The organism is Leptolyngbya sp. BL0902, assembly GCF_016403105.1.
Lineage (GTDB): Bacteria > Cyanobacteriota > Cyanobacteriia > Phormidesmidales > Phormidesmidaceae > Nodosilinea.
Genome location: NZ_CP046155.1, coordinates 780,071 through 798,059 on the forward strand (window position 1 = coordinate 780,071; position 17,989 = coordinate 798,059).

The window sequence follows — 17,989 nt, forward strand, 5'->3', positions numbered from 1 at the left end:
ACAACAGCGATAGGATCCCCTGGCCCTACAGCAGGTTTTGGCTGTGGAGGAAAAAGTAAACTAAGCGGGCCAAACTGAGGCCAATAAATGCCATCAAAATAACCGCCGTGGCTACACTGACGATCTCACGTAGGGTCTTCATCAAAATCGGCCTCGGTAAAGCGCTAAGGTGGACTAGTATTTTCTCGTTTTTGGGGCGATCTCGCTCCTTTTTCCATGCATCGTCGCACGTTCTTGGCGAGTACCGTTGGTGTTACCCTGGCGAGTCTGGCGGCAGGCTGTCAGCGCTGGCCGTCTGGCTCTCTGGTGCTGGCCACGTTGACGGGGTCTGTGCCAGGGCAGTTAGTGCAAGCCTTTCAGCGCCAAATCCAGTCTTCCTCTGGGGATCAAGTCTCGGTGGTGGCTAGAGATTCCCTGTTAGAACTCTATGGCCTGCTGCAAACCTGGCATGGGACGACTCAGGCCAATCCAGCCCCTTCCACGGCCCCTCCCATAGCGGCCCAATGGGTGACGCAGGCCGATACTTGGCTGGCCCCCGCTATTCAGCAGGAATTGATCCAGCCCATCACCACCGACACCCTAGAGCGCTGGCCTCAACTGCCGGATACCTGGCCTGCCCTAGTGCGCCGCAATGCCCAAGGGTTGCCCGATGCCGCAGGTGAGGTGTGGGGGATTCCCTACCGCTGGACCCCGCTGGCTATCCTCTATGACCGTCGTACCCTGGGGGCTAGGGTTGCTCCAGTACAGGGCTGGGCCGATCTTCTGCGCCCAGAGTGGAACCAGCGGTTGATGCTGCCCAACGACGAGCGCCTGGTGATTGGTTTGGCCCTCAAAGCCTTGAACCTCTCGGCCAATACCCTCGATTTGGCAACCATCCCTGAACTAGACGCCTTTCTTACCCAACTCCATCGCCAGGTGCGCTGGTATAACGCCACCCAAAGCCTCAAAGCCTTGATCATAGGAGATGCTGCCGCTATCGTTGGCTGGCTCGATGCCCTGCTGCCCGTAGCCCAGCGCTACCGCCACCTCACCCTAGCCATTCCCACCGAGGGCACCCTCGCCAGCGCCGATCTGTGGGTGCAGCCCAGCGCCGCCCCAGCCCCCAGCCCCCTCGCGATAGACTGGCTCAACTTTTGCCTCAGCGATTCGTTCACTGAGCAAATGGCCATCTACAGCCAAGGACTCACCCCTTGGCACTGGAAGGCAGCGTCCTCGGAACTGCCCCCTGCCTTTCAATCGGCGGCAGACTTGATCCGCAGCCTAGATGGCCTCGCCCAAAGCGAGTTTCTCTCGCCCCTGCCCAACGATGCCCAAGCTCAATACGCCGATCTCTGGCAGCGCCTCAGAACGGGATAGGGACAGCCGCTGGTTTGTGAACGGAATGGAGACTGGCCCCTTGACCTCAACACCTTTGGGTAAAGGCATCCACCTGCGGTCATCTATCCCAACTGCTAACCCAGCTTTTCTTCCATTACCTGGGTCAAACTCACCCATGTCCCGCGCTCGTCATAGGTACGAATCAGGCGCTGCCGTAGGGTGGGGGTAATCAGCCAGCCCACCTCTAGGAAAAACGGCTGTCCCGGCACAATCGCCGTCGGAAACGTTGCCGACGCCCCACTGGGTAGCAGCAGCACCGTCACAGGCTGCCGCCCCTGACTAAACTGAATCGTTGAACCTACCCGCTGGCCCTGACTTTGCAGCGTTGCCCCAGAATCGAGGCTCAGGGTTTGAGTCACAGTGTCGCCGCTATCCGTGATCATTAGGCGGCTGGCCAGTGCCGTCTCCGGCTGATAGTCCGGGTAAACCGTCGTGCCTCGCCCCACCCAAGTCCCCAATAATGAATCCACCGAGAGCGGTGAGCGCAAACTAGGACGTTCCCCCTTCAAATGCTCCCGAATCAGCGTCAGCCGACCCAAGCTCGCCTGCCGAGGAAACACCAGCGCCAGCCGCAGCCGTTCCTGACCATAGATCAACCCCAGCTCCGCCCCAAACTCACTCACCGGGCTCCACTGAATCGACCCTTGGGAAAATGCCCCATCCTCACAGAACAGCACCCCTCGTCCCAGGGAGCGATACTCCAACACCGTCTCTTGTATCGGTTGGCCTGTTGGCCACTTCCGAATCTCCTGACGCATGAGACTGCCCCCGTCCTGGGCCAGCAACGCTACCTCCGTCGGCACATCCTCCAATATCTCCCCCCCTGGAGATACCTGGGTGAACGATCCCACCCATACACCCTGATTTTTCAGCAATCGTTCCCACTGTGACGCCAACGCGATAACTCCCCTACGTCATGCTTCCCCATCTTGCCACGGGCGAAACGCCACCAACCCCCAAGCCTCCATCTCAACTCGGCCCCACATTGTCCCCATCCCTTCTATATAGACGGCATCAATTGTCTGGCCCTCGGAACCGCCCCAAACCCTGATGCCATCAGGGTTTTCCCTCAACGCCAAGAACCGCCCACCGTCCACCACAGCGTAAAGATCAGCTTTTCCAAAAAAATTGAAACAACGGAAAGCCTTGCCAAATAAGGGATTCAGCCCTATTGCTAACGTCTCTTCAAGCCTTCTCGAAGAAAAAAATCAAAAAAAATCTCAACTCAAGCCACTTTTCTCGCCCGCCCAAAGCCCAAAACCCTTGATTTGCGAGGCTTTCAGGGCTCAAAAATATTTTTGAGGAAAACTGTTGACAACCCTATGGAATCTAGCTATATTGATTAAGCGCCTGAGGGAAACGCGCTGAGCGCGCCACTCCCGAGGGAATCGCACTGAACCTCGACAATTACATAGCTTAGAAACAAAGCCAAGGTTCCTGTCAATGAAATTGGACTGATGATAACCTGAGGGTTACTGAAAGTCAAGCAAGACAGAACGGATACTGAGGTATCCGGGATACAAACACCGGACTCTAATTTCACGGAGTCTAATTGAGGCTGGTCTTTCGAGATTAGTCACTAACATGGAGAGTTTGATCCTGGCTCAGGATGAACGCTGGCGGCGTGCTTAACACATGCAAGTCGAACGAAGTCTTCGGACTTAGTGGCGGACGGGTGAGTAACGCGTGAGGATCTGCCCTTAGGTTGGGGATAACTACTGGAAACGGTAGCTAATACCCAATGTGCCGAGAGGTGAAAGGTTTACTGCCTAGGGATGAACTCGCGTCTGATTAGCTAGTTGGTGGGGTAAGGGCTCACCAAGGCGACGATCAGTAGCTGGTCTAAGAGGATGATCAGCCACACTGGGACTGAGACACGGCCCAGACTCCTACGGGAGGCAGCAGTGGGGAATTTTCCGCAATGGGCGAAAGCCTGACGGAGCAACGCCGCGTGAGGGAGGAAGGCCTTAGGGTTGTAAACCTCTTTTCTCTGGGAAGAAGACCTGACGGTACCAGAGGAATAAGCCTCGGCTAACTCCGTGCCAGCAGCCGCGGTAAGACGGAGGAGGCAAGCGTTATCCGGAATTATTGGGCGTAAAGCGTCCGCAGGCGGTTTCTTAAGTCTGTTGTTAAAGCCCACAGCTCAACTGTGGATCGGCAATGGAAACTGGGGAACTTGAGTGTGGTAGGGGTAGAGGGAATTCCCGGTGTAGCGGTGAAATGCGTAGATATCGGGAAGAACACCAGTGGCGAAGGCGCTCTACTGGGCCACAACTGACGCTGAGGGACGAAAGCTAGGGGAGCGAAAGGGATTAGATACCCCTGTAGTCCTAGCTGTAAACGATGGATACTAGGTGTTGCGCGTATCGACCCGTGCAGTACCGTAGCTAACGCGTTAAGTATCCCGCCTGGGGAGTACGCACGCAAGTGTGAAACTCAAAGGAATTGACGGGGGCCCGCACAAGCGGTGGAGGATGTGGTTTAATTCGATGCAACGCGAAGAACCTTACCAAGGCTTGACATGTCGCGAATCTCTTGGAAACGGGAGAGTGCCTTCGGGAACGCGAACACAGGTGGTGCATGGCTGTCGTCAGCTCGTGTCGTGAGATGTTGGGTTAAGTCCCGCAACGAGCGCAACCCTCGTCTTTAGTTGCCAGCATTGAGTTGGGCACTCTAGAGAGACTGCCGTGGACAACACGGAGGAAGGTGGGGACGACGTCAAGTCATCATGCCCCTTACGTCTTGGGCTACACACGTCCTACAATGCTACGGACAGAGGGCAGCAAGCTAGCGATAGCAAGCAAATCCCATAAACCGTGGCTCAGTTCAGATTGCAGGCTGCAACTCGCCTGCATGAAGGCGGAATCGCTAGTAATCGCAGGTCAGCATACTGCGGTGAATACGTTCCCGGGCCTTGTACACACCGCCCGTCACACCATGGGAGTTGGCCACGCCCGAAGTCGTTACTCTAACCGTTCGCGGAGGAGGGCGCCGAAGGCAGGGCTGATGACTGGGGTGAAGTCGTAACAAGGTAGCCGTACCGGAAGGTGTGGCTGGATCACCTCCTTTTAGGGAGACCTACCCTTGATAACTCTGAACACTTTTTATTAGGAGTATCGAGCGGTCACTCTAGGTCGTTCAGGAACTTGAGTGGAATTTCTAAGCTATGGTTGAGGTTTATTTTTCATTGCTCATCTAAGGATGACGTGATGGGATTAAACACACGGGCTATTAGCTCAGGTGGTTAGAGCGCACCCCTGATAAGGGTGAGGTCCCTGGTTCGAGTCCAGGATGGCCCACTGCGTGGGGGTTTAGCTCAGTTGGTAGAGCGCCTGCTTTGCAAGCAGGATGTCAGCGGTTCGAGTCCGCTAACCTCCACTGAGAGCACACATTCAGCACAGTATGTACTGATTTTTGAATCACGTATATAGTCTGCTGGGTGAAAGCCTAGCAAAGAACCTTGAAAACTGCATAGTTAGAGAAGTGTAAGGTAGTACACACAGATATTGAGTCGAGAGAAAAGCGCGATTCCAATCTGTTACCGAGTCTGCAAGGACGAAGTAATGGTGAGGACAAGGTCAAGCTACAACGGGCTCACGGTGGATACCTAGGCACGCAGAGGCGAAGAAGGACGTGGTTACCGACGATACGCCTCGGGGAGCTGGAAGCAAGCATTGATCCGAGGATTTCCGAATGGGGCAACCCTATATACGGCCACCTGAATCCATAGGGTGGCGCGAGCGAACCCAGCGAACTGAAACATCTTAGTAGCTGGAGGAAGAGAAAGAAAACTCGATTCCCATAGTAGCGGCGAGCGAAGTGGGAAGAGCCTAAACCAGGGGTTTTTACTCCTGGGGTTGTGGGACAGCGACATGGATTCGAGCGGCTAGACGAAGCATTGGAATGATGCACCAGAGAAGGTAAAAGTCCTGTAGTCGAAAGCTTAACGATACTAGCTGAATCCCGAGTAGCACGGGGCACGAGAAATCCCGTGTGAATCATCGAGGACCACCTCGAAAGGCTAAATACTCCTGCGTGACCGATAGTGAACCAGTACCGCGAGGGAAAGGTGAAAAGAACCCCGGGAGGGGAGTGAAATAGAACATGAAACCGTGAGCCTACAAGCAGTTAGAGCCCGATTAAACGGGTGATAGCGTGCCTGTTGAAGAATGAGCCGGCGACTTATAGGGTCTGGCAGGTTAAGGCGGGAATGCCGAAGCCAAAGCGAAAGCGAGTCTGAATAGGGCGATAGTCAGATTTTATAGACCCGAACCCGGGTGATCTAACCATGGCCAGGATGAAGCTTGGGTGATACCAAGTGGAGGTCCGAACCGACCACCGTTGAAAAGGTGGCGGATGAGCTGTGGTTAGGGGTGAAATGCCAATCGAACCCGGAGCTAGCTGGTTCTCCTCGAAATGTGTTGAGGCACAGCGGTATCGATTATATACGGGGGGTAAAGCACTGATTCGGTGCGGGCTGCGAGAGCGGTACCAAATCGAGTCAAACTCAGAATACCCGTAGCACACGATGCCAGTCAGACGGTGGGGGATAAGCTTCATCGTCGAAAGGGAAACAGCCCAGACCACCAGCTAAGGTCCCCAAATGGATGCTAAGTGATAAAGGAGGTGGGATTGCAGAGACAACCAGGAGGTTTGCCTAGAAGCAGCCATCCTTAAAAGAGTGCGTAATAGCTCACTGGTCAAGCGATCCTGCGCCGAAAATGAACGGGGCTAAGCATCCTACCGAAGCTGTGGACTTGCTTTATGCAAGTGGTAGAGGAGCGTTCTATGTGAGTTGAAGCGTTAGCGAGAGCAGGCGTGGATTGCATAGAAGTGAGAATGTCGGCTTGAGTAGCGAAAATGTGGGTGAGAATCCCACACCCCGAAATCCCAAGGGTTCCTCCGGAAGGCTCGTCCGCGGAGGGTTAGTCGGGACCTAAGGCGAGGCCGAAAGGCGTAGTCGATGGACAACAGGTTAATATTCCTGTACCTGATTTGGATTGTGGCGGGGGACGGAGAAGGCTAAGACAGCCGGGTAATGGTAGTCCCGGTTTAAGTGTCCGAGGTGATGAGAGACGGCGAAAACGTCTTGAGCTGAGGCACGAGTACGACCCGCTACGGCGGGGAAGTGTCTGACGTCAGGCTTCCAAGAAAAGCCCGAACCACGTTAATTCAAATGAGCCCGTACCCTAAACCGACACAGGTGGGAAGGTAGAGTATACTAAGGGGCGCGAGATAACTCTCTCTAAGGAACTCGGCAAAATGGCCCCGTAACTTCGGGAGAAGGGGTGCCACTGAAAGGTGGCCGCAGTGAAGAGTCCCAGGCGACTGTTTACCAAAAACACAGGTCTCCGCTAAGTCGCAAGACGATGTATGGGGGCTGACGCCTGCCCAGTGCCGGAAGGTTAAGGAAGTTGGTCAGATTCTTCGGAGTTGAAGCTAGCGACTGAAGCCCCGGTGAACGGCGGCCGTAACTATAACGGTCCTAAGGTAGCGAAATTCCTTGTCGGGTAAGTTCCGACCCGCACGAAAGGCGTAACGATCTGGGAGCTGTCTCGGAGAGAGGCTCGGCGAAATAGGAATGTCTGTGAAGATACGGACTACCTGCACCCGGACAGAAAGACCCTATGAAGCTTTACTGTAGCTTGGTATTGGGTTCGGGCTTGTCATGCGCAGGATAGGTGGGAGACTATGAAGCAGTCCTTGTGGGGGTTGTGGAGTCACTGGTGAGATACCACTCTTGACAGGCTAGAATTCTAACGTTGACCCGTTATCCGGGCAGCGGACAGTATCAGGTGGGCAGTTTGACTGGGGCGGTCGCCTCCTAAATGGTAACGGAGGCGCGCAAAGGTTCTCTCAGGCTGGTTGGAAATCAGCCATCGAGTGTAAAGGCATAAGAGAGCTTGACTGCAAGACTGACAAGTCGAGCAGGTACGAAAGTAGGCCTTAGTGATCCGACGGTTCCGCGTGGAAGGGCCGTCGCTCAACGGATAAAAGTTACTCTAGGGATAACAGGCTGATCTCCCCCAAGAGTTCACATCGACGGGGAGGTTTGGCACCTCGATGTCGGCTCATCGCAACCTGGGGCTGTAGTCGGTCCCAAGGGTTGGGCTGTTCGCCCATTAAAGCGGTACGTGAGCTGGGTTCAGAACGTCGTGAGACAGTTCGGTCCATATCCGGTGCAGGCGTAGGAACATTGAGAGGAGTCTTCCTTAGTACGAGAGGACCGGGAAGAACGCACCGCTGGTGTACCTGTTATCGTGCCAACGGTAAACGCAGGGTAGCCAAGTGCGGAGTGGATAACCGCTGAAAGCATCTAAGTGGGAAGCCCACCTCAAGATGAGTGTTCCCATGGCATAAGCCAGTAAGGTCACGGGTAGACCACCCGTTAATAGGTTCTAGATGGAAGTCCAGTAATGGATGCAGTCGAGGAATACTAACAGACCGAGGGCTTGACCTTATCTCATTCGCAGCACTCAGACTCATTCCCTGAGTGTTCAATCAACATCACTTCTCTAACGTGTAGTCCAAGGACACAACCAACATTTCACCTTTCCTGGTGTTTATGGCGGTGTGGAACCACTCTGACCCATCCCGAACTCAGACGTGAAACGCACCTGCGGCGAAGATAGTGAGGGGGTTGCCCCTCGTCAAAATAGCTCAATGCCAGGGTATTACTGAATTCCCCCTGCTTTCCAGAGTGAAAGTGGGGGGAATTTGATATGAAGGCTGTTAAAAAAGTTTCTATATGAATACAAATAAAAGAGTAGGCTATCTCAATCGACAGCGCGGTAGGCGGGTAAGATTGGAGTAGAACGGTTGAGGTCGGCAATGGTGACAACGACAGGCGTGACGAATAACCCTGAGAAGCAGATAACGGCCTTTTCGAGCTTTGCCCCGGAGGAGATTAAGGGAGATCGCATCCTTGCGGCTATCGATGTCGGCACGAACTCAATTCACATGGTGATTGTCAAAATTCAGCCGGATCTGCCAGCTTTCAGCATCATTGACCGGGAAAAAGAGACGGTGCGCCTCGGCAACTTTGATGAAACGACTAAGACCTTAACCTCAGAGGCGATGGATCGGGCGGTGTCGGCCCTGAAGCGCTGTTGTGCTATTGCAGCTAGTCTTCAGGCGGAAGACGTTATTGCGGTGGCGACCAGTGCAGTGCGTGAAGCCACTAATGGGGCAGACTTCATTGACCGGGTTTATCAAGAGGTTGGGCTGACGGTTAATGTTATTTCGGGCACTGAAGAAGCCCGTCGAATTTATTTGGGCGTGCTGTCTGGGATGGAATTTCATAGCCAGCCCCATGCAGTGATTGACATTGGCGGAGGATCTACAGAGTTAATTTTGGGAACAGGGGAACCCCACCGCTGTCTTAGCAGCACTAAGGTAGGTGCGGTGCGGTTAACCGCCCAATTTGTGAAGACTAATCCCATTAGTAACTCAGAATTTATCGCTCTAAGAGCCTATGTGCGGGGGATGTTGGAACTGCCGATTCAAGAACTAAAAGCAAAGCTTGAAAGTCAGGAAACTATTCGCTTAATTGGGACTTCTGGGACGATTGAATGTTTGGCGGCGCTGGTGGCCTATAAGCGCTTAGGCCTGGTGCCCGATCCTCTCAATGGCTATCAAATGACCTATGAGGATTTGTCGAAGCTCGTGGAGGAATTACGGCGGGCTAGCTATAGCGAGCGACTAGCGATGCCGGAAATGTCGCCTCGACGGGCAGAAATTATTGTGGCGGGGGCGGTGATTCTCCACGAAGCCATGGGGCTGCTAGGGGCGAAGTCCATCACAATTTGTGAGCGAGCCCTGCGAGAAGGGGTGGTGGTGGACTGGATGATCACCCATGGTCTAATTGAAGACCGAATGCAGTTTCAAAAGTCTGTCCGTCAGCGTAATGTGCTCAAAACAGCCCATAAGTATAAGGTTCACCTTAACCGGGCGGAGCGAGTTGCTCAGTTTGTGATGGATTTGTTTGATCAAACCTACGGTAGCTTGCACACCTGGGGACCCCTAGAAAAGGAACTGCTTTGGGCCGCAACTATCCTCCACAACTGTGGACACTTTATTAGCCATTCGGCCCACCATAAGCATTCCTATTACCTCATTCGCCATGGGGAACTTTTGGGCTATACAGAAACAGAGCTAGAAGTCATTGCCAACATTGCCCGCTATCATCGCCGCAGTGGGCCTAAGAAAAAACACGATAACTTCCGCAGTTTGCCGACCCGTTATCACCGTCAAATGGTGAGTCAATTAAGCGCATTGCTACGGGTGGCGGTGGCTTTAGACCGACGGGGAATTGGAGCGATAAAAAGTATTCACTGCCATTTTGATAGTGAAGCCCATGCATTGCATTTAGAAGTTTTACCCTCCCATGCGGGGGAAGATTGTGCTTCCGAACTGTGGAATCTGGGCTACAAAAAGCAGTATTTTGAAGAGGTCTTTGAAACCCAACTCATTGCCCGGTTAGTGAGTGGTTAATGATGTTTGTTCGTCTTTGGCGACCGAAAAACTAGGACACCATTGTTGAAATAACGTGAGGATAGCGCGATGTCAAAAATTCAGCATATTGCCGGAACTGGAATCCCCTTGGTTGGCAACGATATTGATACGGATCGGATTATTCCAGCTCGGTTTCTGAAGTGTGTCACCTTTGATGGACTCGGTGAACAGGTGTTTGCGGATGATCGCCTTTCCCTGGCGGGTCGGCATCCTTTTGACCAAGAACCCTATCAAAACGCCTCTATTTTGGTGGTGAACCGCAATTTTGGCTGCGGATCTTCCCGTGAACATGCGCCCCAAGCCATTGCCCGATGGGGAATTCGCGGCATTGTGGGGGAAAGTTTTGCAGAAATTTTCTTTGGTAACTGCGTAGCCATCGGCGTTCCCTGCGTGACGGCAACGGCGGAGGCTGTCACCCAGATGCAGCAAGCGCTAACCGCCGACCCCACCCTTGAGGTGACGCTGGACTTGGATAATCTGCGGGTTCACTATGGCGATCAATCGGTACCTGTGGAAATGCCGGAGGGGGTGCGTCAGGCATTTTTGGCCGGAACCTGGGATGCCTGCGGTCAGTTGGTGGCCAATGCTGAAAAAATCGGGGCAACGGCGCGACAGTTAGCCTACATGACCTGGTAGGGTGCGGCGATCACTTCAGCGGTTGATTCTATCCATGGGTTAATCCCATAGATTTGCTAAGCATTTGTCGCCTTTTGGGGTTCATCTAGGCATTCTCTAGGAGTAGCCCTTTGTGTTGGGGCAATGGTGATTGCGATGGTTGCAACGGTGATGCCTGCCTTATCCCCCTGGCCCCCGACTGGATCCTGGTCTGTGGGGGCCACCGCTGCGCTGCTGCGGCAATCGATTTGTGACCTGTCGCCCCTGACGGGAGAGTTGGCGGCGGCGGCTCCAGATCTGATGCTAGCCTTGGATCAGCTCACTGCCATTGTGATGAAGATGCGGTCGCCCACCGTGGGTTGGCCTGCGGATACCATTCTCACCCCCAATCTTTTGGCCCCCTACATTAGCGAGGAAGTGTGGAATGTGCTGGAGCGCTTGTCTCAGGATGGCCTGGGACAGCGGTTGGCCCCTACCTTGCCGACCACCATGCTGCCGATTCCTTCCCTCATTCCCCGTTTGCTGTGGATGTTAGCCAGCAGCGGCTATGAGGTGATGCACCTGGTTGAGGGGGGACGAGCAACGGTGCGCCGACCGGGGGAAGCAGGGAGCGTGAGCGTTATTCGCCTGGTGCCTGTGCTGACCTTGGCCACCGAGCAGGATACCTACGCCCTAGACTTAGTGACCCAGGCAGATCCCTCCCCCTCCCTCTGGCTCACACCGGAGACCACAATTTCCCTGCTCGATTATGACCTGGATGGGTCTTGGATCTCGATAGAAACCCTAACATCGGGAGTGCTGGAGGTGGTTGCCCAAACCCAGCCCGCCCTTTATGAGGGGCTCACCACAGGATGGCGGGTACAAGCGCTATGCCCGTTCCAGCCCTGGCAAACGGCACTTCTGCGCCTACATTTGTTTGTGGCGGATATGGGCGTCCAAGGGGGAAGAACGGCCCTAGCCACAGATCCCAGTGCGGCCCTGGTGCCCGCAGAAAAGCCGGACTCCACCGCGTTTACCCTCGACGACTTTGCTAATACCCTGATGGATGAGGCTGCTCCTTCCACAGAGGGTATTTTAGGCAACTGGCTCACCTTCACCGATGAAGCCTGGGTGCGGCGGTTTCTCCATAGCCACGCCCAGCGGGTGTTGGTGCAGGGGCTGCCCAAACTCATCTCTAGCGACGAGGCGATTCTCGACGAAGACCGCGAACTTGCCTGTGCCACCTTGGCCTACCAGGCTACCCAGAGCATCGATGGGCCAAAGGCGCTGTTCAAACACACCTTCGTGCGAGTTCCGGTGCTGGTGGCAGATCTGTGGCCTCGGTTCCGCTGGTACTTGGCCCAAAGCTCAGAGCGGGTCATGCAGCTGATGGGAGGACTCCCTGCCCAGGTCTTGTCTCCTGGTCGAGGCTGGCAGCAGGGAATTTTGTCGTTACGACCGCTAATGCAGCTCACCACGTCCTCAAAAACCTGGATTATTGATCTGGGGAGCGGTCGGCTGCTGCCCACCCTGCCGCTAGCTCTGCCGGGGGATGCCGTAATTGAAACCACCCAAGCTGGAGACTGGGCTAACCACCAGACCATTGCGACACTGATTGCCCTAGTGAATCAGGACTTAGCCCAGTATGCGCCCGCGATGGCAGAACTGGCCGAGGGAACTGACGTCCACCTGCGCGATCTCGCTGTGGAGGAAGCGGAATCCCTCGTCCGACTGACCCTACATTGGTGCTTCACCTGGGCCTATGAGAGCTAGGCCCCATCCTCAGCTCGACCGTAGCAGGCAATGGCAGGCTGGCTGGGGTTAGCCTCTCGCTGAAGCCATGCCCAAAGTTGATCGCCCAAGGAAAAATGCCACCATTCCTTGGGATGGCGACAGAAGCCAGCCGTAGTCATCGCCTGGTGAAGAACCTGGCGATGGTGGTGAAAGCGCTGGGCCTCGGGGTCGGCCTTATCTGCAAAAAAGTCGGGCCAAGATCGCTCAGAAATTTCATCAATGGGCGACCCCATGGGGATAGGGTCGCCTGTGGCATCTACGAGACAGATATCAACCGCCGCCCCGGTGCTGTGGGGCGGTGGCGTGCGTGGGTCATTGCTGGGAATCGCCCAAAACTGAATGACCTCAGCCATCAGCGTACGGTGCTGATCCTCGCTAAGAGATGCCTGATTGGGATAGCGCCGCTGCCGCAGTTCCTCTAAGGTGTGGTTAACCATAAACTGCTGCACCGCAATGGGACGGTAGGCGTCAAAAATTTGAATCCGCCACCGGGGCTGTTGCCGCTGAAGCCAGCCTTGGGCATTCTGAAGAGCCCGTAAAACCCCAGCCCTTAATTGATAGGGAGACTGATGGCCGTAGGGTGCCCCAAGCCGCTGGTAGGGGTGAGGATAGACGAGGGCAAAGCTCTCCGGTGGAATCACAACCAGCGGCTCACCGCAGTCCTTGATGGGAATGGCATGATAGGGCTTCATTGAGGGTGAGTGGTAAAAAGCATGGACAGCACAAAATGGGGCAGGTCGCGTTACTCAACCAAGGATTGACGTTGGGTAAGCCACCGTTGCAATGAGGCTTGGCTTTCCTCGGAGGGTTGGCCCAAAATAATGTTTTTAAGGCTGATATCTTCGTCGAGGTGCGGCCAGTGAATGCCTGAACCGTTGCCGATGAGTCGCCAGGTTTGGCGTTCTTCGGGAGAGCTGTGGAGGAGGCGCGGATACCAAGCTAGGGGGACAGTAATGGTACGTCCATCTGAAAGATCGACGGATAGAGAGTCGTCTGTGATTTCAATGGCTTGAATAACGGGGAGATCCATTAGATCAATCGTTAAAGAAGTCATGCCAACCCTCTAATAATTGCTTTTGGTGGGCTTCGACTAGTTTTTGCATTTAGTGCTATCCCGATTTTTGTTTATACACCTAGGCAACTTGCAGGGTTCTAGGTGCTGGAATAGGATCTCCTTCGGCTTGCCATGCTTCTAGGTACATTTCGATGACTTCTTCGCCATTACGGATGGCTTCTTCACGGGTTTTGCCGTGGGTGCAGGGCATGATGACAAGTTCGGCAAATTCTGGGATGGTGACAAGAAAAAGCTGATCTTCGTCTGACCACTGAACAATCATGCTATATCGATTCATGGGTTTTCCTCATTTCTTAGGGTTTCTAGTTCAGCAAGCAGGGTTGTGAGTTGTTTTTCTAGGTAAAGTGGTACGTCGTCGCCGTCTTTGCCGGGTATTGTTAGTGTTTTTCCGAGGAGTGGATGTCGCCAGCGTTCATGGCTTCCTCTTCCTCGTTTGGGCAGGTAGACAAATCCTTCACGAGAAATCTGGGCTTTGAATTCTCGAATTTTTCTAGGCATGGAGTGTTTTCCCTAGGGTTGAAGGATGAGAATGATAGATTCTCTCAAGTCTATCTGCTTTTTCGATGCCATTGTAGAAAAGGGGCTGGTGATGGGGTGTGGGTGGTGTTGTGGGCAATGCCCATCCTACCTACTTTCTAAAGCATATTCGATAAAGCAATGAAATCAGCAGCGTTAACGATTTCGATTGAGTCGTATTTTCCCATTGAGAGGAGATGTTTATCACCAGTGATAATGTGAGTTGCGCTACCAACGACAGCACATTCAACTATCATGTCATCATCTGGATCGGCATCGACTGCTTTTAGGGTTTGCGATATTTTGACTAATCGAGAGAAACTAGGAATTTCTGCAACGGCGGTTTGTGTCATTTCTTGAGAAAACTTGAATTTGACAAGCAATTTATCGGCAAATTCGTCCAGAATTTCTTGACAGGTGACAGACTCAATTTTGCCGATCTTAGCAAGGGCTAGGCAGCGAAATGGATTGCTCCTTGTGGATAGCAGGGCCGATATCAAGATGTTGGTATCGAAAACGACTGTGTATCGCACTAGTTTTCATGCACTAATTGATCAACAAAGGCTTCTCGCTCTTCTTCGGTCATGGTATCCCAGTTATGACCGTGGTCTTGGGCTACACGTCGGACTTTGTCTTCGCCATATTTCGATAACGAGTCCCAGGATGGCCATTGTTGAAGGAGCAAGAACTGGAATACTTCGGTTTGTTGTTCCGCAGGGAGTTGTTTTATCAGTTCTACAACTTGCTCGTTGGTTAGTGTGATGCTTGGCATTACTCACCTCACAGGTGTGACTAATAGAAATTACTCTAGATTCTAGCTCATGCAGTTTAGCCAATAATTTCCATGCCGTTTTAGAAAAGGGGCTAGTGATGGAATGTGGATGGAGTGATAGACAGTACCAAGTTACTTTAACTTTTAGAATCTTCTAAAAAGTGGCGTCCATGAGGATTCTACATTACACCATAATATTGGTAAGGAATTGTTAGGACAAGTATCATAAAAGACAATTAGAAGTTGACCACCATCGAAGCCAAGAGGCTGCTTTTTCTGAATCTTAACGCCATATCTATGTGCAATTTCTTTTGCTTTTTGCCTTTCCGCCTCGTCATCAAAAATTGATGATGCTTCAGTGAAACATCTGTTGGAATCATTAAGCGTATCACACATGTATATTTCAACTTTAAATGGTATTGCCTTTTCAACCTTGCTCTCGACTGCTTCTCTTCCCGACTCAAGGCCACAGATAGTAGAAATAACAACTTTAATGTTTCTCTCTGCAATAGTTTCTCCACATAGCTGGTTCAGTCTTTCAATTCCATCAATAATAGAACCACCCGATGCTATGATGTCGTCAATGAAGACGATTGCAGAAATTCTTCGATCATGGTCTTGTTGAAGACTCTTCGGTATATCTTCTAATGAAGCAACGTTTGTGCTAATTACCTTATTCTCAGATGCATACATGCGTGCGTAAGAAGAGCTGCTCTTCGTTGGCTTATCAAAGCTGCTTAGCAAGATCTCACGGCTATATTTCTCATCGTCTTTAATGAGGAAAGTCATTTGCTTCCTAACATTGTTATGAATGATTTTAAGTTTTTCTCGAACTTTGACCTCGCTATAAAACGTAATATTTTTTAGCAATTTAAACATGAGGCGTCGTTCTAAGTTATTTGGAAACTGATTTAACCAAGCACGTATATTTTCAGCAGTAATCTTATCGGTTCGGTATAGCCCCCAATTTTTCGCTAATTCAGTTATTTCTTGACTAGTTACAAACGCTTTATCTTCCTTATTTTTTAATTCTTCAAGAGCATTAGCATCTGAGAAACTGCTAGTCAACAGTTGACTACCTCTTTGAATAAGCCATTCATCAAAGAGATCAGGCTTTAGACGAAAATATCCTTCTTCATTGATAAGTATGCCTCTGTTGACAAAATTTTCTATCATAGAGTCAGTCGCTACATCAGTTAAAATCCGAGACTGATGTACTTCCTGATACTCTACCTTTCGATTACAGCGCTTGATCTCCGAATACGCTATTAGAAACTTCCTTCTTTGTGTCTGAGTTTGATCTCTTCGCTCAGGTTGATCTTCCCAAATACCATCAGTCCAAAAGTGATTAACATTGACCATATCTAACATTTCAATTGATTCAACTATTGATTCTTTAGCTTCATCAATCGAGATATATGAATCTTTTCTGTCACAAGCCTTTCTAAATAAATGGCCACAAATAAATTTTGTAAAAAATGGATTTCCTTCTGTCAGTTTATATATTTCATCAATAGCCTCATCGCTAAACTCAAGCACATCCTGAACAGGATGTTTTATCAGTTCCCTAAAATCCTCGAAGAATTTTCCTTTGTCGAAGTAGTCAACCTGAAACGGTGAGAAGAGATTTAGTCTATCAGTAGACTGGCGAATAATCTGCATGTTTTCTCCACCGATTAGTATAAAGCCTATCTGAGTACCTTCCTGGCTTAGACTGCGAATATTATGGAAAAATGTATTTCCTATATCAGTATAACGATATAGATCGCTAGGGATTTCATCAAATTCGTCAATTATGATAATGAACTTCAACTTTGGAGAAAGTCTTTTGATACGTTTAAAGTATGTGGCAAGGGGAGGAGATAAAACAGTATCAAAGACTGGTTTTTCAATTCTCATTTGATTAATTTCGTCACAGTAGAGAGTCTCTTCTACAATTGCCTCGCCAAGAGTTTTGACAAAATTTCTCGGAGAGGTTTTATCTAAATCTCCAACCTTTATAAATACAGAAATAAAGTTTTCTTCTTTCTGAATTTTATTTGAAATGGCTTGTGCAATAGATGTCTTTCCGACGCGCTTTTGCCCAAATATTATCACTGACTGAATGGTATCTGAAATCAATTTAGTATATATATTAGCTACCAGTTCTTTGCGACCTACAAGTTCTTCTTCTGTTGTAACAGCTTGCAAGCTATAAGGAGTTCTTAGCTTTAAGTTGTCCCAGTCAACATCTTCTTTCTGAGCTTCAATTTCAAATAGATATTCCTCAGTAGTACAATGGCCATCATAATTCATCCATGAATATTGGATGAGTAAACTCGGAATATTAGTTTTTTGAGATAAAATAGTAACTGGTACAATAATAGCAATTTGCTCAACCTTCATTTCTGTTGCTATAATTTGACTAAAGTCCGAACTTACCCCATCTGAGTCTAAGACTTCGACTTCGACGTTAAATGCATGTCCAGGGCCTTTATTTTCCAGAAGAAATTTTAGTTCGATTGCTTCACCAATCTTATGGAGTGGATACTTTCGACTGGGGTGATCAAAAGTGATATTGGCTGGTTTTATAATGTCGTTATTACCAAAATCATCGCGGATTAATTCATGAATTCTAGAGAATATGTTTTTTAGGCAGATTGATGCAAGCTGCGAATGGCACTGATTGACATCACTTTCATACGCCAAAAAAATGCTGTCTACATTTTCAAAAACTTCTACGCGAGAAATTCCAGATGCTTCATTGTAAGATTGAAGGGCATCAAATAATTCTTTTAGTCTCTCTTCTGAAAGAAAAGAAGAGTTAATAAAATTTCCCAGAAAAAACCTATTCATAGGCTTTCTCAAGGTTTTCATGATTGTCTGTTGATAATCAATTGCAAGGTTTAAATTTTTTAGGTTTGATTTAATGTCGCTAAACTCCCGTATTATTCCCTCTTCGATGCTTTTGAGTTTAGAAAGTTTTTCATGATTTTCTAGCCTCTTGTCAATTTTTAGACTGAGGTAAATCTTATCTTCAAATTGCTCGTCAAAAAGCTCGAAAGTTTTATTGCGAAAATCCATGTCCTCCCATATGACATCTTCATTATGACAAAGCAGTCTTAGTAAACACGCCGTAATAAACTGTTTTTGGTGAGGAGTATTCGTTAGCCTAAATAAAACCTTTGTTGAAAAGTCTGAATTGGAGAGATTTTGAGCTTGAATAATGTTCCGCACATATTCATTTCTTTTTTTGCGCATTTCTTTGCCTTTCAGATTTTCTATTTCTGAAAGTATTTTTTCAAGATCATCAATTATTTTTTCCATAGCTTAAGCCTGATCAAATAGCAATTATGTCTTGCTTTTGA

At 50.3% G+C, this 17,989-nt stretch carries 12 protein-coding genes, 2 tRNA genes and 3 rRNA genes; 9 read left to right on the plus strand and 8 right to left on the minus strand.

Annotated elements, in window-relative coordinates; translation table 11 throughout:
• Positions 1-216: 216 nt before the first annotated feature.
• Entirely contained in the window at positions 217-1,356 is a 1,140-nt protein-coding gene (locus GFS31_RS03535; RefSeq protein WP_198806895.1) for an extracellular solute-binding protein, read from the plus strand.
• 95 nt (positions 1,357-1,451) lie between these two features.
• Here the strand turns inward: GFS31_RS03535 and GFS31_RS03540 are convergent, their stop codons facing one another.
• Positions 1,452-2,273: a DUF3598 family protein gene (locus GFS31_RS03540; protein WP_225907553.1), complete on the minus strand. Its 822-nt coding sequence runs from the start codon at positions 2,271-2,273 to the stop codon at positions 1,452-1,454.
• Positions 2,274-2,958: 685 nt separating this feature from the next.
• On the opposite strand from GFS31_RS03540, the gene GFS31_RS03545 reads away from it, so the two are divergent.
• The 8 genes from GFS31_RS03545 (at position 2,959) to GFS31_RS03580 (ending at position 12,258) form a co-directional block, all read left to right on the plus strand.
• A 16S ribosomal RNA gene (locus GFS31_RS03545) occupies positions 2,959-4,446 on the plus strand.
• Between the two features lie 156 nt (positions 4,447-4,602).
• Positions 4,603-4,676: transfer RNA gene (locus tag GFS31_RS03550), tRNA-Ile, on the plus strand.
• A 6-nt stretch (positions 4,677-4,682) separates the two neighbouring features.
• Positions 4,683-4,755 (plus strand) — tRNA-Ala (locus GFS31_RS03555).
• Between the two features lie 198 nt (positions 4,756-4,953).
• A 23S ribosomal RNA gene (locus GFS31_RS03560) occupies positions 4,954-7,837 on the plus strand.
• 95 nt (positions 7,838-7,932) lie between these two features.
• Positions 7,933-8,049: ribosomal RNA gene (gene rrf / locus GFS31_RS03565) — 5S ribosomal RNA — on the plus strand.
• Together the 16S, 23S and 5S rRNA genes with 2 tRNA genes alongside form the textbook arrangement of a ribosomal RNA operon.
• Positions 8,050-8,208: 159 nt before the next feature.
• The gene (locus tag GFS31_RS03570; RefSeq protein ID WP_198806896.1) at positions 8,209-9,870 is read left to right on the plus strand and encodes a Ppx/GppA phosphatase family protein; all 1,662 of its coding nucleotides are present in this window, start codon (positions 8,209-8,211) and stop codon (positions 9,868-9,870) included.
• 69 nt (positions 9,871-9,939) lie between these two features.
• Positions 9,940-10,527 carry a 3-isopropylmalate dehydratase small subunit gene (gene leuD, locus GFS31_RS03575; RefSeq protein WP_198806897.1) on the plus strand — a complete coding sequence of 196 codons (588 nt, stop codon included), beginning with the start codon at positions 9,940-9,942 and terminating at the stop codon, positions 10,525-10,527.
• Between the two features lie 150 nt (positions 10,528-10,677).
• Positions 10,678-12,258, plus strand: a complete 1,581-nt coding sequence (locus GFS31_RS03580; RefSeq protein ID WP_198806898.1) for a hypothetical protein — start codon at positions 10,678-10,680, stop codon at positions 12,256-12,258.
• On the opposite strand, the gene GFS31_RS03585 is transcribed toward GFS31_RS03580, so the two are convergent.
• From GFS31_RS03585 to GFS31_RS03615, 7 genes are all read right to left on the minus strand, one after another.
• Positions 12,255-12,971, minus strand: coding sequence for a M15 family metallopeptidase (locus GFS31_RS03585; RefSeq protein WP_198806899.1), 717 nt, complete (start codon positions 12,969-12,971; stop codon positions 12,255-12,257). The genes GFS31_RS03580 and GFS31_RS03585 overlap by 4 nt on opposite strands.
• Positions 12,972-13,021: 50 nt before the next feature.
• Positions 13,022-13,333 (minus strand): DUF2442 domain-containing protein, encoded by a 312-nt coding sequence (locus tag GFS31_RS03590; RefSeq protein ID WP_198806900.1) that lies wholly within the window; start codon positions 13,331-13,333, stop codon positions 13,022-13,024.
• A gap of 79 nt (positions 13,334-13,412) precedes the next feature.
• Positions 13,413-13,631, minus strand: a complete 219-nt coding sequence (locus GFS31_RS03595; RefSeq protein WP_198806901.1) for a type II toxin-antitoxin system HicB family antitoxin — start codon at positions 13,629-13,631, stop codon at positions 13,413-13,415.
• Positions 13,628-13,852 (minus strand): type II toxin-antitoxin system HicA family toxin, encoded by a 225-nt coding sequence (locus tag GFS31_RS03600; protein WP_198806902.1) that lies wholly within the window; start codon positions 13,850-13,852, stop codon positions 13,628-13,630. The genes GFS31_RS03595 and GFS31_RS03600 overlap by 4 nt, the downstream gene beginning before the upstream one ends.
• Positions 13,853-13,989: 137 nt before the next feature.
• A complete protein-coding gene (locus tag GFS31_RS03605) occupies positions 13,990-14,403 on the minus strand; it encodes a putative toxin-antitoxin system toxin component, PIN family (RefSeq protein ID WP_198806903.1) in 414 nt (137 codons plus the stop codon).
• Positions 14,403-14,642 carry a hypothetical protein gene (locus GFS31_RS03610; RefSeq protein ID WP_198806904.1) on the minus strand — a complete coding sequence of 80 codons (240 nt, stop codon included), beginning with the start codon at positions 14,640-14,642 and terminating at the stop codon, positions 14,403-14,405. The genes GFS31_RS03605 and GFS31_RS03610 overlap by 1 nt, the downstream gene beginning before the upstream one ends.
• Positions 14,643-14,786: 144 nt before the next feature.
• A complete protein-coding gene (locus GFS31_RS03615; protein WP_198806905.1) occupies positions 14,787-17,948 on the minus strand; it encodes an AAA family ATPase in 3,162 nt (1,053 codons plus the stop codon).
• Positions 17,949-17,989 lie beyond the last annotated feature (41 nt).

Bases quoted from the DNA above. Each gene is read 5' to 3' on its own strand.
- GFS31_RS03580 (WP_198806898.1), top strand. From the start codon at position 10,678: ATGCCTGCCTTATCCCCCTGGCCCCCGACTGGATCCTGGTCTGTGGGG.
- GFS31_RS03570 (WP_198806896.1), top strand. From the start codon at position 8,209: ATGGTGACAACGACAGGCGTGACGAATAACCCTGAGAAGCAGATAACG.
- GFS31_RS03600 (WP_198806902.1), bottom strand. From the start codon at position 13,852: ATGCCTAGAAAAATTCGAGAATTCAAAGCCCAGATTTCTCGTGAAGGA.
- GFS31_RS03610 (WP_198806904.1), bottom strand. From the start codon at position 14,642: ATGCCAAGCATCACACTAACCAACGAGCAAGTTGTAGAACTGATAAAA.
- leuD (WP_198806897.1), top strand. From the start codon at position 9,940: ATGTCAAAAATTCAGCATATTGCCGGAACTGGAATCCCCTTGGTTGGC.
- GFS31_RS03615 (WP_198806905.1), bottom strand. From the start codon at position 17,948: ATGGAAAAAATAATTGATGATCTTGAAAAAATACTTTCAGAAATAGAA.
- GFS31_RS03590 (WP_198806900.1), bottom strand. From the start codon at position 13,333: ATGACTTCTTTAACGATTGATCTAATGGATCTCCCCGTTATTCAAGCC.
- GFS31_RS03535 (WP_198806895.1), top strand. From the start codon at position 217: ATGCATCGTCGCACGTTCTTGGCGAGTACCGTTGGTGTTACCCTGGCG.
- GFS31_RS03595 (WP_198806901.1), bottom strand. From the start codon at position 13,631: ATGAATCGATATAGCATGATTGTTCAGTGGTCAGACGAAGATCAGCTT.
- GFS31_RS03585 (WP_198806899.1), bottom strand. From the start codon at position 12,971: ATGAAGCCCTATCATGCCATTCCCATCAAGGACTGCGGTGAGCCGCTG.